Origin of the sequence: Asaia sp. HumB (assembly GCF_030263835.1) — a bacterium.
GTDB lineage: Bacteria > Pseudomonadota > Alphaproteobacteria > Acetobacterales > Acetobacteraceae > Asaia > Asaia bogorensis.
In genome coordinates this window covers 196,442-211,287 of record NZ_JARPML010000001.1, presented here as the reverse complement: position 1 = coordinate 211,287, position 14,846 = coordinate 196,442, and the positions used below count along the sequence as shown (strand labels likewise).

The window sequence follows — 14,846 nt, the reverse complement described above, 5'->3', positions numbered from 1 at the left end:
GATGCAATCCCTCCTGCTTGATCGCACGGAATGGGATCTCGTGCTTGATCGGTCGGGCAATATCGCGATCTGCTCCGAGCCCTATTCGGTGCTCCAGGACGTGTCCAACGCCATCCGCGTGTTCCAGGGCGAGTGCTACTACGACACGTCAAAAGGCTTACCGTATCAGGCTCAAATCCTCGGCAAGTCGCAGTCCGTCCCGATTTTCCAGCGCCTCGCTGAAGCTGCGGCCCGTACCGTTCCGCTGGTTCAGGACGCTTCGTGCGTCGTGTCCAGACTGGGCGAAGATCGGAGCCTTTCCGGTATCATGCAAATCACCCTGACGACAGGCGAAACGCTCGATGTCCAGTTCTAGCGGCACCACCTCGATTCCGGCGCTCACGATCACGAGCGCAGGCGTGGTTGCGCCTGATGAACTGGACGTTTTGACGGGTGCGCTGACGGATATCAGCGCCGCTATGGGCGGGAACGTCAATCAGGATCTTTCCACGCCTCAGGGCCAGATTGCCACGTCAGAAGCAGCGGCGATTGGCAATTGCTACGACGCCATTCTGGCAGTTGCGAACGGCGTTGATCCTAAGATTGCCTCTGGCCGGATGCAGGACGCAATCGGCAACATCTACTTCATGACCCGCGTTCCTGCGACGGCCACGACCGTTGCTGTATCGATCGTGGGTACGGCTGGGCAGGTTGTTTCGTCGGGCAGCGTCATCGCGACTGATGGCGTCTATCAATACGCCCTTACGGCTGACGTGACGATCCCGGCTGGCGGCACAGCATCGGCCACAGTGACGAACACCGAGACAGGCCCCCTCGCCTGCTCTGCCAACTCTCTCTCGCTCTACCAATACACGGCTGGCGTGTCGTCAGTATCCAACGCCTCACCCGGCATTCTTGGCTCTGACGCAGAAGGCCGGATCGCGTTCGAAGAGCGGCGGAACAACTCGGTTTCTGCCAACTCGACCAGCCAAACCGCCTCGATCCTTGGGCAAGTTCTCAAGCTGAGCAGCGTCACGGATGCCTATGCATACAGTAACGGGACAACAGCGGCGGTCACTTATAACGGCGTGAACGTGCCGGCCAACAGCGTATATTGCTGCGTAGCAGGTGGCGCGCCTGCTGACATTGGCCTTGCGATCATGCAGAAGAAAAGCCCTGGCTGCGGCACGGCGGGCGGAACGAGCGTGCAGGTTCAGGATCCGGCAGCCGTCTATAATGGCAACGGCCCAACCTACACGATCAACTATGCAGTGGCACAGGCAACGCCAGTTTATCTGGCCGTGACCATCAAGAACGGTATTGATGTGCCTTCCGATGCCCTGACCCAGATCCAGAACGCTGTTCTGGCGCAGTTTGCTTCTGGGGGCAGTTCCGGCCTGCGTCCGACAATCGCCAGTACGATCTATGCCAGCCAGTTTGGTTGCGCGATCATGTCCCTCGGAACTTGGGCGCGGCTGGTAACGCTACAAATCGGCACCTCGGCCCCGGCCGATCAGAACCTGGTCACGATGACCATGGCTCAGGTGCCGACCATGGCAGCCGGGAACATCTCTCTGACGCTGGTGTGATGCGATGGATATCTATGACACCATCCTCTCGCAGTATTCCAATTCGCCCCGTCTCTGCACGATCATTCAATCCTTTGCTGAGGCGGTCGATCCGGAGGCGTTCTTCAACCTCTGGTATGATCAGGTCTGGAACCCCTCGACTGCGACAGGCTGGGGCTTGGACGTGTGGGGCCGCATCGTCGGTGTCGGGCGAGTACTGCAGGTCACAGAGAGCGGATATATTGGCTTTGATGAAGCGGCCGCGAATGGCACATCAACGGCGATCCGAGAATTCAATGCTGGCATCTGGTACAACGGGCAGCCGACGACTACGAACGTCGCACTTACTGATGATGCCTATCGCAAGCTGATCTTCGCCAAAGCAGCCGCAAATATCACCGACTGTTCGATCACGTCGCTGAACAATATTCTCATGACGCTCTTCGGTGATTCTGGCCGCTGTTACGTCATCGACAATCAGAACATGACGATGACCTATCGCTTCGACTTCGTGCCGACGCCGGTGCAGTTGTCGATCATCTATCGTTCCGGGGTTCTGCCCCAGCCTTCGGGCGTGAACGTCTCCTACTCCTTCGAGGAATGACGGCAGCAGCCGGGCAGGAAAATCATGAAAAAGACTGACTTCTCGCCGCAGTTCCCTACTGTATGGGGGGCCGGGGCCGATAGCGCACACCTTCAATATCCCATCCCCGGATCTTCCTCAGATCTAGGAAGGGCTTCCCTTACCCTAGGCTTCCCTCCGGCGACGTTCGTTCCGCCTGAAGCCGGAGGGTCATTCATGTTCGGAGAGGACATGAACGGCGCGCTCCGGATGCTTGCAACAGCAGCTCAGAACTACGAAAGCGGCGTGTTTCCGCCCTTCTCTGCGTCTTTTGCCCAATCCGTTGGCGGCTATCCCCAAGGCTGCGTCGTAGCCGACCCCACCACCGCCGGCCTCTTCTGGGTCTCCACTGCCGACAACAACCTGACCACGCCCGGTGCTGATGGCGCTTCTTGGGTCAATCTGTTCGCAGGCCTCGTGGCGAATGCGGGAAGTGCGAATGGCGGCATCAACGGCGGCATCACCGAGGCAGCGATTGACGGCTCTACAAAGGGTCCAACGTTCCGCGACGGCGAAGGCACCTGGTACCAGGTAGTCGTCTGCAAGGGCATCTACGCTGCGACCTTGGACAAGAGCGGCGCGCCTTCTTTTCTTGATGAGGAAGGCAACTGGCATATCGTACAGCCTGCTGGGAACTATCAGCCTGCTGGGGACTATCAACCTGCCGGGAACTACCTGGAAACTGATGACGCGAGCCAGCAGAGCGTAGCAGGGCCGGTCTCCTTTACGCAGAACCCGACTGGAACGACTAAGGCTTTCGGGGTGAGCGACACGTCTTTCGCTACGACTGAATTTGCCACCCGGCTGAATTCCGGGCGCTTACGGGCGGTAAACACCTTCTCCTCGACTGGAACCTACACCCCGCCTCGCAATGACTCCACACTGGTGTTCCGCGTTCGCATGGTGGGTGGTGCAGGCGGCGGAGCCTCGGCGGTTCCGCAGGATGCCTATGCCTGCTCGGCTGGTGCTGGCGGCACAGCGGGGAGCTACGCAGAGGTATGGCTGACCTACAGCCAGCTTTTCTCGGGCGCAACCAATACGGCAGTGCAGGTCATCATCGGAAGCGGCGGGTCAGCCAACGCCAATGGCGGCCAAAGCTCGATTGGCAACGCGGTCATATGTCCGGGCGGATACGGAGCTCCCAACGTCAATACAGGCGGGTACTCTACAATCAGTCCCCCTTCTCCTTTCAGCGCCAGTCCAAACTTCCCCAATGGCATCCTATTTTTTGTGGCAGCCGTACCGGGCCAGTGCGGGTCTCCAGGTAATGTCGTTAACCCCCAAAACGGAGGAAACTTCTTCGCCCTTTCCGGCGCAGGCGCAAGCTCCCCGATGGGCGTCGGCGGCTATGCGGTAGGCAACGGTCAAGATGGCATACAAGGTGGCCCAGGCGGTGGCGGAAGTGGCGCATGTGGGTCGCGAGCAACCAGCGGGACATCTGCCGGACAGACAGGCGGCACGGGCGGCAACGGCGCCGCGATCATCGAATGTTATGAGGCTATCTGATGACTGATGTAGCACCAGCAACCGGCAGCACTGCGTACCCAACGCACAACTACGCGATTATCGACGCCTCCGGGGAGGTTGTGAATCGCATCGTCTGGGATGGCCAGGGCAACCTGATACTGCCGACCGGCCAGTATTGGGTAGAGGATGACGCGTCGGCCTACCCTATTGGAAGCACCTATAAGGCACCCACTTCCACATCCGGCACAGCAGGATAACCACCCATGACCTGGCGCCCATCAGCGCGGATCGTGCGCCCTGGCGGGTGCACGACTGCGAACCTGCGCGGCATGGCCCTGCAACCTCTCCTTGCATGGCCTGACAGCAACATCAACGGCGGCGCTGATTACAGCGTCGATTTCTCGGGGCTTCTCTCGCCGGGCGAGACGATCAAGGCCTTGGCCTTCGATACTGGCGGTGCCGGGACGCAAGCATGGACCTCGCTGACCGACACGATCTGCACGGCCTGGATCTCATGGGCGCAGGCTGGAACGCTAGCCGTCACGGTTTGCGTGCTTGGCAGTTCGGGCGCGACCTATCAGGTGGTCGTTGCGATTACGGTCAGTGCTTCCCCTGCTCTCGTTCCGGCCTCGCCACCCACGGCACCCGGCGTCGATATCAACAGCGTGAACGATGCCACCATGTCGGCATGGCTGGCGTCTCTGCCGACCTCGGCGCCGGCTGCCGGGGGCTGGTGGAACAATGCCAATATCCCGACCTATGCAGGAACTCCGCCATGAAGCGTCTTGCGGCTTTAATTGCTTTCCTGCCGTCTCTCGCCTTTGGTCAATCTTCAGGTAGGCAATTCGTGCCACCAAACGGCCTGCCAATGGATACCCCGCTAGGTACGGCGCGCAATGCGGACGGGTCAGGCGTCGTTACCTTTGCCACCCTGCAGGCCGGGATCTCGTCGGCAGTCACTCCCGCCCAGATGCAGAGCGCGCTGGCGGACTACCTGCCGATCGCAAGCGCTGCCTCGATCTATTTGCCTTTCACCGGCGGGTCGCTTGCTGGCAGCCTCACCGCGTCGGGGGATCCAACGAAAGGCGGCTTTATCGTCAGCGATCCGCAGCAACCGGGCATGGCCACAAGCCTCTGGTATGATGCCAACAAGGGTGAGTTCACAATCGAGAACAGCACAGGGCTGAATAACGCGCTCGCCCTCAAGACGACGAATGCGAACGGCTTTGCCGCACTGGCCTTCGACGGGCCCGACATGGCCTACGGGGGCAATTTCGAGCACGGGGCGGTAGGTTGGGGGCCAAAGCTGCAATACGGCCCCGATGTCGGATATGATTATTTCGAGATCAGCCGGTTTACCTATGACGGCATGTTCAACCGGCAGCCTGTCCCTTTCATTTGGCAGACAACGGGCACAGAACTCGTACCGTATGGACTGAACACTGCCTACGGTCTCGTGACGAAAGGCAGTACGTCCATTACCTGCATGGGCGGCTGCAACTTCCCTGGGGCAGCCGGACAGATCCTCGATACCCCGGCTGAATATGGCCTGTTTCCCGCTGGCACGACCATCGTTTCCGGCGCGGGTACGCAGACGATGACGCTGAGCAACGCAGCGCTCGCGTCGTCTGCCAGCACTTCGACGGGCACATACTTCCGGTTTGGCAATGCTGAAGGGTCTCAGCACGACTTCCTCGTCTATACGCCGATGGGGAACGCTGACTATTACCGTTTCGGTGATGCCAAATGGGGCAACTTCACGAATGCCCCGTTTTTCTCGATTGACCGGGTGAATGGTCGCCTCGGCGTGCTTAACCCGCTGCCTGGCGCTCCGCTCGATGTATCCGGCGCGATCCTGTCTAACGTTTCGGGCGTGACCAGCCTCAATGCCTACTCCGGCACAGGGGCACTGAATGCCCAGGTCTCGCCCGGCGTGGCAGGGCAGAAGAATATCCTGCACGCTTATGCAGTTGGAACGAACCAGTTCAACCTGAACTGGGAAGCCAGCCCGCAGCGCATCGCCATGCAGGATGTAAACGCCGGTGCCAATATTTTCGAGTTTCGCATGGATGGTAGCTGGCAGAGCCAGCAATACGCCCACCCTGTCACTACGGTCACTGCGAACACAACCCTGAGCAACACGGCGCAGTGCGGGCAGACCGTCGCTGTGAACTCAAGCTCGGCAGTCACGGTCACGGTGGCAAATTACACGCTCGTTGGATGCCGTATCACAGTAACTCAACTCGGCACCGGGGCTGTTACCATTGCGCCTGCATCGGGCCTGACGCTGGGCAGTTACGGCACGCAGGCTCAGGCGGGGCCTTACACCCTGCCCGGCCAATATGCTTCGGCAGTCATTGAAGCGAAAGCGCCCACCCTCGCGACAGTCGAGCGGGGCCAATGAGTGCCCCGCCTGTTCCATCTTCTCAAGCCGCCCCTCACCGGGCGGCTTTTTTATTGGAGGCGACATGAGCGCCGTATCTGATGTCGTTCCTATCGATACCCTGGCCGATCACGGGCGCCGCCTAAGCGCGGTCGAGGGGGCGATTGTCGAGATCCGTCTCGAACATCGCTCTCTCTCTGACAAGCTGATGCAGATGCACGGCGAGAACAAGGCCAGTGCTGAGGCTCGTGAGAAAGCAACGCTACAGGCGATTGGCGCGGTTCGTACCGACCTGCACAAGATCGGTAGCCTTCGGGGCTGGGCAAGCTGGGCGCTGATCGTGACCGGAGCCGCCTTCGGCTATGTCACCACGCATCTGGCAGGGTGGGTGCAATGACCGGCATCGACATCGCTATCGCGCTGATCTCGCGTGACGACTTCGAGGGGCTGAGCCTCAAGCCTTATCTCTGCCCAGCCAATTACTGGACCATCGGTTACGGCAATCGCTTCCTCGGTGACGGCACGCCTGTCACGGCGACGACGAAGCCCATCACCCAGGCGCAGGCCCTCGACCTGCTGCGGAACACAGTCATGACCCTGCAGGAGAAGCTCCGCTCGTTCGTGACCGTCCCGCTGACGGATTACCAGGAGGGCGCCCTGCTCTCCTGGCAGTTCAATGTCGGCACCAACGCGGCCAAGGGCTCGACCCTCGTGCGACGCCTGAACCAGCGCCTCTACAACTCGGCCGCACAGCAATTCCTCGTCTGGGATAAGGCCACGGTGAACGGACAGCTTGTCGTCCTGCCGGGGCTTCAGCGCCGCCGCAAGATCGAAAGCGGCGTATTCCTCGGGCGCGGTATCCCCACAACCGGAGCATCCGCATGAACTTCGACTGGCAGACGATCTATCAGACCGTCTTTCCCTTCCTGCCCGCGCAGATCAGCGCCGACATTACGCTGATCGGGACATTTCTGATCTCCTTGGCCGCCGTGATCGCCCGCTTCTGGCCGCGCCCGGCTGAGGGCTCGAAGTGGCTCCCCCTTTACCTGCTCGTCAACACCGTCGCGATGAACGGCAAGCACGCCATCAACGCCGACGACGCCAAGCCCTGACTGACGACACCGGCAATCGGGCCGGGATCAGTCCTCATCATCCAGAAGGAAAAGACCATGACCACCAGCGCAAACACGCTCGTCACCAAGCTCATCAAGCTGATCACCGATGCGGCTGGCAGTTCTGTCAGCACCGCCACCACGGCTAAGCTGACGGCGGCCGCAGCCATCATTGGCGAAGTCGGTGATTTGATCATCCCGTCGCTTGAGAGCTCGAACAAGGATCTGTCGGCCATTCTCGACGCAATCAGCGCGATCGAGGACGATGCCGACAAGCTCGATACCGACATCAAGACGCTCGTTGCCACCTTCAAGGGCACGAGCAGCACTGTCGCGCAGGCCGCGTGACGGCTGACCTCATTGCCGGGGCCGTGGCGTTCATCGTCGCAGCTCTCGGCGCCCTGATCTGGTACGCCAACCGGGCGGGGAAGAACGCGGCGTCTGTCAGCACGTCTGAGGCAGCAAAGACCTCTGCCGATGCGACGACGCTCAAGGCGCAATCAATGGCTCAGGCTCAGGCCGACAAGCCTGCGACGGAAGATGCCGTGCTGCAGCGGCTCGGGGACGGCACGGCATGAGATGGCTCGCTCTCGGGGCGCTAATCGGGCTCTCCGCCTGCTCGTCTGTGCAGTACGTGCCCTGCCCTACCCTTGTGACCTATTCCAAGGCCGACCAAGCGGCGCTTGCTGCTGAGGTCAAGGCGAGTCCGAAGCCGGAAACGGTGCGGTGGATTGGCGACTATATCGGGCTGCGGGACCAGGTGCGGGCATGCAACAAGTAATCGTCACCCCACCGTTACGGTTTTTGTGCGTTGGCAATCTTCTGGAAAATAATGGCGCAGCCGCCGAAACCAGTTTGATAGGAGAAAAAAACCAGCCAAGAAAGCAATACATTGGCCGCAATTTTGAGCATATGACAGAAGTTTTTTTTCAAACGATACTGCTAGTTGTTTCCGTTATAACCTAATATTTAAGCACAAAAGGTTCGAAAGCCAAAGAATATAGCATGAAGGAGATGTTGTTTACAGAACAAGTCTTCAAGCAATGTCAAAATCGTCCTTGCCCTTTAAGTCTAATGAACGCACGCATGAGCGGATTCCGGAATTGATAACGTCGCCGTCCCTTTGAGCCATCTTGAACCAAAATATTGCCACGTTCCTCTTTGCACAAATTACGAAGATGAGCGCCAAAGTTAGGTACTGCGATAGGTCGCTTCAATAGCCTTGCTAAGGGTCCTTCGACATCCTTAGGCTGGAAAGTACCGTATTCATCGCTAGAGCATATGCTACAAGCCAGTAGAACTTCAGGATATATATTTTGCTTATTCGTTATCGTGGCAGACCTATAAGACCTCTTCAGGCCATCAGAAGCTTTCTCGATGGATTTTGAGATGGCGAAATTGAGATCCGCCAGTGATACTGAAAGTCTATTATCATTCAACGCGTTCATACAAGCGTACAAGCAAAGAAGATGGGCGTAGTGCGGATATCCGCAACATATCGAGACTACATTGTCTACAATGTCAGTACCCATTGTCATTTCAAGCTTTTTCAAGCCTTTTTTGATGATATTTGTAATCTCGCCCTCGGCCATAGTCGACATATGAACCTGCGTCAAATTTCTCTCAATAGACGCATGCTCACCGATTATGGAGGAAACGCTCTCTCCAACGCCTATTATTAGAAAGTGTACATTGGATGCCTCTCCGACATCCGATAAGACCTTTAGAAAATCTGCAAAATTTGCAAGACTAAAGGTATCCGCGCGCAATCTGTCAAATTCATCAATGATGACGAAATTTTTCCCAGGCAACTGTCTGAAGACCATCGCAACATGCGATGGAAGAAAGCTGGTTTTATCGGTTAGAGTTGAGGCGAGCGTTATTTCTTGCTGCTCGACTTCACCCTCATGCCCGAATCCAATTTTTTCCTTGATAGTTGTAATTGTCACTTGGGAGTATATTGATTTTATTAATGTCTCAAATGTATCTGATGACGAGCACTCTACTTTTATTACGTTTACGTCACCAACTAAGCTTATATTTACGTCGTCTACCTTACCGTCGACTACAAACCCGGCTTTCAGGAAGATCGATATGATATTGGCGAACGACGTTTTGCCCACCCCCCTTTCGCCGTAAAGAATACCATGCAGTCCTGGGGTCTCGAGGATACTGCAGCACTCCTTCAGTTGCTCTTTCCGACCTGAAAAGATATTCTGATCAGTTACGGGTCGCGAAGGAGTAAAAATTTTTTTTACTTCAGTCTTCCGCAAAGTTATTTTTTTCTGAAATTCGTCTGTAGCTTCGACGTCAGGCTCAGTTTCTATTTCGAAATCATCGTTTTCAGTCATTTTCGCTACCTTGGCTTATTCTGCCCAGAAAAAAAGTAAAAGCAGGCAAAATAACAACCAGAACCTCTTTAGAAAGCTGGGTTTTTGCTATTGCGTCGATAATTACCAAAATCACCGCAACCGCAGATAAGATACAGAGAGCGATCAGTTGTGACCGCCTCTGATCTCTTTTATGGGGAAAGGAAGCTTTTAATACCTCAACCCGGACATTTGATGATAGGGTATTTTCTCCCCAATCCTCTGCCTGACCTGAGCTCGAGCTGTTTTCTATCTCAGACATCTAATCGTTCGTTAGCAAATTTCGGGGATGATGATCTTTTCCATACTCCCGTCTTTCTGGCGTATAAGTAATTCGCTCCCCGGCTTCATATTTTCTGCCAGAGCCTTTGTTACGGATAGCGCTGTACTTACGGCCTGTGCTTTTGTCCTAGTATTCATAAAGCCTTGCAGAGATTCGGTGTTGCGAACATCCCGCTGCGTAAGATTCATGGTCACTTTGACGGTCATAAACACCTCCCATTGATACCGACTCTATGTACAGCTTTTTACCATCATTTGGGAAGGCTTTTTTCTGTACGGAGAGTGCTTTTTCTGGTGGCGGTGACGCACGCGACACACTCGGGCAAGCACCCATTTGAATGCCCACATGTTCGAGCGTTTCAACTGCTCAGTGATCTTCTGGGCCAGCGCGTCCATCTCCGCCCCGGTCATCTTCGCGTTCACACGCCTCGGCTTGCCTCGGTAGTCGAGGCAAATCGACATACGGATGGCGAATGTCACGTCTTCTTCGGAGGCCGGGGTCAGGTCTATCATGAGCGAGAACAGAACGCGAACAAGGGCGGGAGTCAATTAAAACCGCCCGCACAAGCAAAGGGCGGCCCGAAAGCCGCCCCTGCCTATCTCCACCACGATGATTCAGCGCCCCGGTTCGGTCACTGAAGAGACGCGGCGCGTAACCCCTCTCGAACAAGGGTGCCGGTGCTGCGTGCCGGGCTTGATACCGGCTGCCAACGAGACCCTCGGATATCGTATCCTAGGGGTGGGCATGACGCTGGCTTGCAAACCAGCCCTCTCGCATTGAGTTCAAAACGTGTCCATCCACGCCGCCGCAGCCCTCGCAGAATCGCATGACCATGCATCCCGGTACAAGGGTTATTCCCCAGATGCCGCCCGAAATTATATGGCTTCCTCGCTTGGGTTCGAACCAAGATTGGCGGAATCAAAATCCGCTGTCCTACCGGTTAGACGACAAGGAACTAGTTGCTGCGGGTGGTGCGATCGAATCACCGTGCAGAAACCCTGATAGGGAGTCCTTCCCCTTGATCCCGCAGCCCTCGCAGAATCGCATGATCTGTCGGGGCAGTACAAGGGGAAACGACGATGTTCACGTGAACATCTAAGGCCTTGCGAGTGACGGTATATGGTTGTTTTACGCGGCTCGATACCTGTGGATGATTGCGTATAATGCGTTGAAATCGCTTCATCACTCACGCCCTCTCACGGCGGCAACAGGGGTTCGAATCCCCTATGGGACGCCATTCGATTTTCCGCAGTTTTCTGCGGGTTCCAATGGGTAAAGAGCAAAATCCCGATTTACCAGAGTGTTGATTTTGAGCCATTCCTGAGCCAATCAGGAAGATATGGCTCTTTGGTATCAGGGGCTTCGCATGAGCGAATCAGAAAGATCAGGCATCGACCCGGCCACAGGTAAACCACTCCCCAAGGGCGTATGGTACCGAGGCGCGGGTCAGTATCAGGCCCGCAAGATGGTCGACGGTAAACGCCTGAGAAAGACTTTCGCATCCTCAGCCCTGGCTCGTCGGTGGCTCACTGAAAAGCGTGCCGAGGTCGATCTACGTCAGTTCAAAGACACATCGTCCCTCGACAAGACACCTCTCAGAAGACTGGTGGAGCGCTATCGCGACGAATGCATGGCCCATCGCCTGGCGGACCGCACTGGCCACATCCCTGCCCTTCTTGATGACCCTGTCGTCAATGTCATGGTGAACAAATGGCAGCCCGCTGACGTTCGGGCCTTTCGCGATCGCATGCTGTCCGATGGTTATGCGCCAGCGACCGTGGTCAAGCGGCTCAATCTCCTCGCAAGCATCATTCAGCATGCGATCAGTGAGTGGGATATCCACACGGTCAATCATGCCTCCGGCAGAGTTGTGAAACGGCCGCAAGGCGCTGATAGGAAGCGTAATAGACGATTGGCCATGCTAGACAATGAGCACAATCTTCGGAGTGAATATGACCGCCTGGTAGATGTTGTTTCGGCCTCTGAGCATGCTGACGATGTATGGCTTGTCAAATGGTCGATCGAACAAGCTTGTCGTTTATCGGAGTCCGTTTCTCTTTGCTGGAAAGACATCGATTTCCGTAGTCGCACGCTATCGCTTGCCAGAGTGAAGAGCGAGCGACACCGGGAGGAACTTGGCCCCGAGAAGCGCCCCCTAACGCCCGGCGCACGGCGCCTTCTCGTCGAGAAACTCGAGCAGATGCCGCACAGGCCCGAGCCGCACGAGAAAATCTTCAATATCGGCAATGAGAAGGCGTTCTCTGTCCGCTTTGGCCGGATGACCAAGCGCGCAGGCCTGACCAACCTCACCTTTCACGATCTTCGCCATGAGGCGACGTCGCGTCTCGCACGCTATCTTGCGAACCCGCTCGATTTGATGCGTGTCACCGGACATCGCGATCTGAAATCGCTCGATCGATACTACCAGCCCATCATGCAGGAACTTGCGGACAAGATTGAGGCGAATGAGCCGACGGCTATAGAATAGACGCTCGATCGCTCACCTACTTCCGATAATTATTATTATCGGAAGTAGGTCGTAAGCACCGAAAATGACGCTGGTTGAGCCAAAAATTCTGCCTCAGAGGTTCTCCGCTCTTACCAATGTGCTCCAAGCCGGCCGGCAGCTTTCGCCCCCTTTGCGGACTTACGACGGCATCACACTTTATCCCGAAAGCCGACATGAACAGTCTAACTAAACTCGGGTATAAGCACTTGTGATCTCGCTCGCTTGATGTTCTCCCAACTATCATCGGTCTGGCGCTATGGAATGCTCAACGCCCGGTGATACGCCGGCGGTAGCGGGCAAGTACGTGCGCCGGCCCGTCTGTCGAGAACACGCTAGCCAGTCCCGCCGCGGCACCAGCCGCAGCGATCTCCGCGCGTGACGCCATGGTCGCCTCATAGGCTGCGATCCCGGTCCCACGCGCCAGGGCGTCCGCAAGGTCGAGGGCGTCGGCCAAGGCCAGATTGACCCCCTCGCCGCTGAAGGGGGACATCAAATGTGCGGCATCGCCCAGCAGCGTGACAGCGGGATGCGTTACCCAGCGCGCGCCGATCGGCATCGCATACATCGGGCGGGCACTGATGAAATCGCCCTCGTCGACGAGGCGCTTCAGCTCAGGCGCCCATGTCGCGAACGCCCCGGCCATGCGCGCCCGCGCCTCGGCGGGATCTGCGTCGCACAGGGCAGCGGCATCGTCCTCAGCCATGCGGACGCCGGCATAGAAGCGGATATGGCCATGCCCGTTGCGCTGGAGGATCAGCGCGCGGTTGTCACCCACGGCGAACATCTTGCCGCGCCCGACCAGGGATGCGGCGTGAGTGTCGCGCCCCTCCTCGAAGCCGAGTTCGAGGAACACGACGCCCTGATAGACGGGCCGGATTTCGGTCAGGAAGGGACGCACGCGCGACCACGCTCCGTCCGCGCCGATCACGACGTCGAACACCTCGCTCCCGCCGTCTCGCAGGAGCCTTACCCGCTCGCCCTCGATTGCGATCCCGGAGACGCGCTGGCCCCAGCATACAACACCCGGCTCAAGCGAATTGAGCAGGATGCGTCGCAGATCTCCACGGTCGATCTCGGGGCGGTTCGCAGCCGCGCCGTCGTGGTCGAACAAGAGGCGGCCGGTCTCGTCGTAGAGACGATCTCCCTGATCCTCGGGCCGTGCGGCGTCCATGAATGCGGCCTCCAGACTGGCGGTGCGCATGGCTTTCTGCCCCGTCTCTTCGTGCAAATCGAGCGATCCGCCCTGCGGACGCTCCTCCGCATGGGCGTCGCGCTCGAAAACGGTCACGCTCATGCCGCGCTGCCCGAGCAGGCGCGCGAGCAGCAACCCACCCGGCCCGCCGCCGACGATCCCGATACGACTATCCATTGCTCCTGCCTCCCTTTGTATTTATATAGGTGCCTATATAGAAGAAACATAGGACGCTATGCAATGCCAAAGGAGCCCTGGGACCCCCTCGCTCATCCCGGCCACTATCTTAGCCGCATCGGGCGTGGCCTGACGCGGATCGGCGATGCGCGGCTGCGTCCGCTCGGGCTGGCCACGGCGCAGTTGCCGGTGCTGTCCATGCTCCAGCACGGCGAGCGCCGCTCGCAGAAGGAACTGGCGATGCTGGCGAAGGTCGAGCAGCCGACGATGGCGCAGTTGCTGGCGCGCATGGAGCGCGACGGCCTGATCCGCCGCGAGCCCGATCCCGACGACCGACGCAGCAGCCTCGTCTCCCTGACCCCAATTGCTCTCGAACGGCTGCCGATGGGACGGGAAGTGCTGCGCGACGGTAATGCCGACATGACGCGCGGCCTGACGCCGCAGGAAGTCGGGACGCTGATCGGGTTGCTCCGCCGCGTGCTCGACAATATCGAGGCCCTTTGAGCCGATCTCGCGTCAATTTTTCTTAGTGGAAACCGGCGGACAAGAATTTTTCGATCCCGTGTAACCTCGGCTGGTTTTGACCGAATTAGAAGGATGGGTAAAAGTTACTTCATCTTGTGGAGAAATGATAATGGCGACACAGACCTGCGCTCGCACCGCAACCGGCGGTGGGCCGACCCGTCTGATCCGCGAGTGTCGTGTCGCCGAGCGCGGCGACGGGAGCCACAGACCGCTTGCTCTCCTGAGATGGGTCATGGTGTTGATCTTCTTATGTTTTGGAATCCAGAAGTTCACGCCGCAATCCGCTCATGGCATCGCTATTTATATCGCCAATAGTCCGTTCGTGTCGTGGCTCATGGTATTCGGGATACGTGGCGAAGCGAATGTTCTCGGCTGCGTCGAGCTTTTCATAGCGACCCTTCTAGTGCTTGGCGCGTTCGTGCCGGTTATCTCGGCGATCGGGAGCCTCATGGCAGCCGGCACCTTCGCCATTACGTGGTCGTTCTTTTTCACGACTCCTGGCGTGGTGAGATGGAGTTTCTCGAGCGATCCGATCGCATGGAATTTGATGGGCGAGTTTCTGTTCAAGGACGTCGCTCTGTTCTGCATATGCTTCACGTTATTTCTGGCGTCGTTGCCAAAGAGGCCGCTGCCGGACCAGGTGTCCTAATCCTGCTTTCC

General features: G+C 57.7%; 18 protein-coding genes and 1 tRNA gene. 15 read left to right on the top strand and 4 right to left on the bottom strand.

The window, feature by feature from the left end:
* The first annotated feature begins 1 nt into the window (after nucleotide 1).
* The 12 genes from P5689_RS01115 (at nucleotide 2) to P5689_RS01060 (ending at nucleotide 7,912) form a co-directional block, all read left to right on the top strand.
* Nucleotides 2–355 carry a hypothetical protein gene (locus P5689_RS01115; RefSeq protein ID WP_285531778.1) on the top strand — a complete coding sequence of 118 codons (354 nt, stop codon included), beginning with the start codon at nucleotides 2–4 and terminating at the stop codon, nucleotides 353–355.
* The gene (locus P5689_RS01110; RefSeq protein ID WP_285531776.1) at nucleotides 342–1,568 is read left to right on the top strand and encodes a baseplate J/gp47 family protein; all 1,227 of its coding nucleotides are present in this window, start codon (nucleotides 342–344) and stop codon (nucleotides 1,566–1,568) included. The genes P5689_RS01115 and P5689_RS01110 overlap by 14 nt, the downstream gene beginning before the upstream one ends.
* 4 nt (nucleotides 1,569–1,572) lie before the next feature.
* The gene (locus tag P5689_RS01105; protein ID WP_285531775.1) at nucleotides 1,573–2,151 is read left to right on the top strand and encodes a DUF2612 domain-containing protein; all 579 of its coding nucleotides are present in this window, start codon (nucleotides 1,573–1,575) and stop codon (nucleotides 2,149–2,151) included.
* Between the two features lie 195 nt (nucleotides 2,152–2,346).
* Entirely contained in the window at nucleotides 2,347–3,675 is a 1,329-nt protein-coding gene (locus P5689_RS01100; RefSeq protein WP_285531774.1) for a hypothetical protein, read from the top strand.
* A gap of 224 nt (nucleotides 3,676–3,899) precedes the next feature.
* Nucleotides 3,900–4,415 carry a hypothetical protein gene (locus P5689_RS01095; RefSeq protein WP_285531773.1) on the top strand — a complete coding sequence of 172 codons (516 nt, stop codon included), beginning with the start codon at nucleotides 3,900–3,902 and terminating at the stop codon, nucleotides 4,413–4,415.
* Nucleotides 4,412–6,040 carry a hypothetical protein gene (locus tag P5689_RS01090; protein ID WP_285531772.1) on the top strand — a complete coding sequence of 543 codons (1,629 nt, stop codon included), beginning with the start codon at nucleotides 4,412–4,414 and terminating at the stop codon, nucleotides 6,038–6,040. The genes P5689_RS01095 and P5689_RS01090 overlap by 4 nt, the downstream gene beginning before the upstream one ends.
* A gap of 64 nt (nucleotides 6,041–6,104) precedes the next feature.
* Nucleotides 6,105–6,416: a hypothetical protein gene (locus tag P5689_RS01085; protein ID WP_285531771.1), complete on the top strand. Its 312-nt coding sequence runs from the start codon at nucleotides 6,105–6,107 to the stop codon at nucleotides 6,414–6,416.
* On the top strand, nucleotides 6,413–6,904 hold the full coding sequence (locus P5689_RS01080; RefSeq protein WP_285531770.1) for a lysozyme: 492 nt from the start codon (nucleotides 6,413–6,415) through the stop codon (nucleotides 6,902–6,904). The genes P5689_RS01085 and P5689_RS01080 overlap by 4 nt, the downstream gene beginning before the upstream one ends.
* The gene (locus P5689_RS01075) at nucleotides 6,901–7,131 is read left to right on the top strand and encodes a hypothetical protein (RefSeq protein WP_285531769.1); all 231 of its coding nucleotides are present in this window, start codon (nucleotides 6,901–6,903) and stop codon (nucleotides 7,129–7,131) included. Before P5689_RS01080 ends, P5689_RS01075 begins: the two co-directional genes overlap by 4 nt.
* A gap of 57 nt (nucleotides 7,132–7,188) precedes the next feature.
* Nucleotides 7,189–7,479, top strand: a complete 291-nt coding sequence (locus tag P5689_RS01070) for a hypothetical protein (RefSeq protein WP_285531768.1) — start codon at nucleotides 7,189–7,191, stop codon at nucleotides 7,477–7,479.
* Nucleotides 7,476–7,709 carry a hypothetical protein gene (locus tag P5689_RS01065; RefSeq protein ID WP_062164714.1) on the top strand — a complete coding sequence of 78 codons (234 nt, stop codon included), beginning with the start codon at nucleotides 7,476–7,478 and terminating at the stop codon, nucleotides 7,707–7,709. Before P5689_RS01070 ends, P5689_RS01065 begins: the two co-directional genes overlap by 4 nt.
* Nucleotides 7,706–7,912 (top strand): hypothetical protein, encoded by a 207-nt coding sequence (locus P5689_RS01060; RefSeq protein WP_285531767.1) that lies wholly within the window; start codon nucleotides 7,706–7,708, stop codon nucleotides 7,910–7,912. Before P5689_RS01065 ends, P5689_RS01060 begins: the two co-directional genes overlap by 4 nt.
* Nucleotides 7,913–8,177: 265 nt before the next feature.
* Here the strand turns inward: P5689_RS01060 and P5689_RS01055 are convergent, their stop codons facing one another.
* The 3 genes from P5689_RS01055 to P5689_RS01045 form a co-directional block, all read right to left on the bottom strand.
* Nucleotides 8,178–9,482, bottom strand: a complete 1,305-nt coding sequence (locus P5689_RS01055; RefSeq protein WP_285531765.1) for an ATP-binding protein — start codon at nucleotides 9,480–9,482, stop codon at nucleotides 8,178–8,180.
* Complete coding sequence (locus tag P5689_RS01050; protein ID WP_285531764.1) at nucleotides 9,475–9,762, bottom strand: hypothetical protein; 288 nt, start codon at nucleotides 9,760–9,762, stop codon at nucleotides 9,475–9,477. The genes P5689_RS01055 and P5689_RS01050 overlap by 8 nt, the downstream gene beginning before the upstream one ends.
* Before the next feature lie 901 nt (nucleotides 9,763–10,663).
* A tRNA-Gln gene (locus P5689_RS01045) sits at nucleotides 10,664–10,738 on the bottom strand.
* Between the two features lie 411 nt (nucleotides 10,739–11,149).
* On the opposite strand from P5689_RS01045, the gene P5689_RS01040 reads away from it, so the two are divergent.
* Nucleotides 11,150–12,271 carry a site-specific integrase gene (locus P5689_RS01040; protein ID WP_285531762.1) on the top strand — a complete coding sequence of 374 codons (1,122 nt, stop codon included), beginning with the start codon at nucleotides 11,150–11,152 and terminating at the stop codon, nucleotides 12,269–12,271.
* Between the two features lie 286 nt (nucleotides 12,272–12,557).
* Here the strand turns inward: P5689_RS01040 and P5689_RS01035 are convergent, their stop codons facing one another.
* Nucleotides 12,558–13,661 carry an NAD(P)/FAD-dependent oxidoreductase gene (locus tag P5689_RS01035; RefSeq protein ID WP_023977144.1) on the bottom strand — a complete coding sequence of 368 codons (1,104 nt, stop codon included), beginning with the start codon at nucleotides 13,659–13,661 and terminating at the stop codon, nucleotides 12,558–12,560.
* A 63-nt stretch (nucleotides 13,662–13,724) separates the two neighbouring features.
* Between P5689_RS01035 and P5689_RS01030 the strand changes: the two genes are divergently transcribed.
* Complete coding sequence (locus tag P5689_RS01030) at nucleotides 13,725–14,165, top strand: MarR family winged helix-turn-helix transcriptional regulator (RefSeq protein WP_023977143.1); 441 nt, start codon at nucleotides 13,725–13,727, stop codon at nucleotides 14,163–14,165.
* A 130-nt stretch (nucleotides 14,166–14,295) separates the two neighbouring features.
* Nucleotides 14,296–14,835: a DUF417 family protein gene (locus P5689_RS01025; protein ID WP_081866808.1), complete on the top strand. Its 540-nt coding sequence runs from the start codon at nucleotides 14,296–14,298 to the stop codon at nucleotides 14,833–14,835.
* The last annotated feature ends 11 nt before the right edge of the window (nucleotides 14,836–14,846 follow it).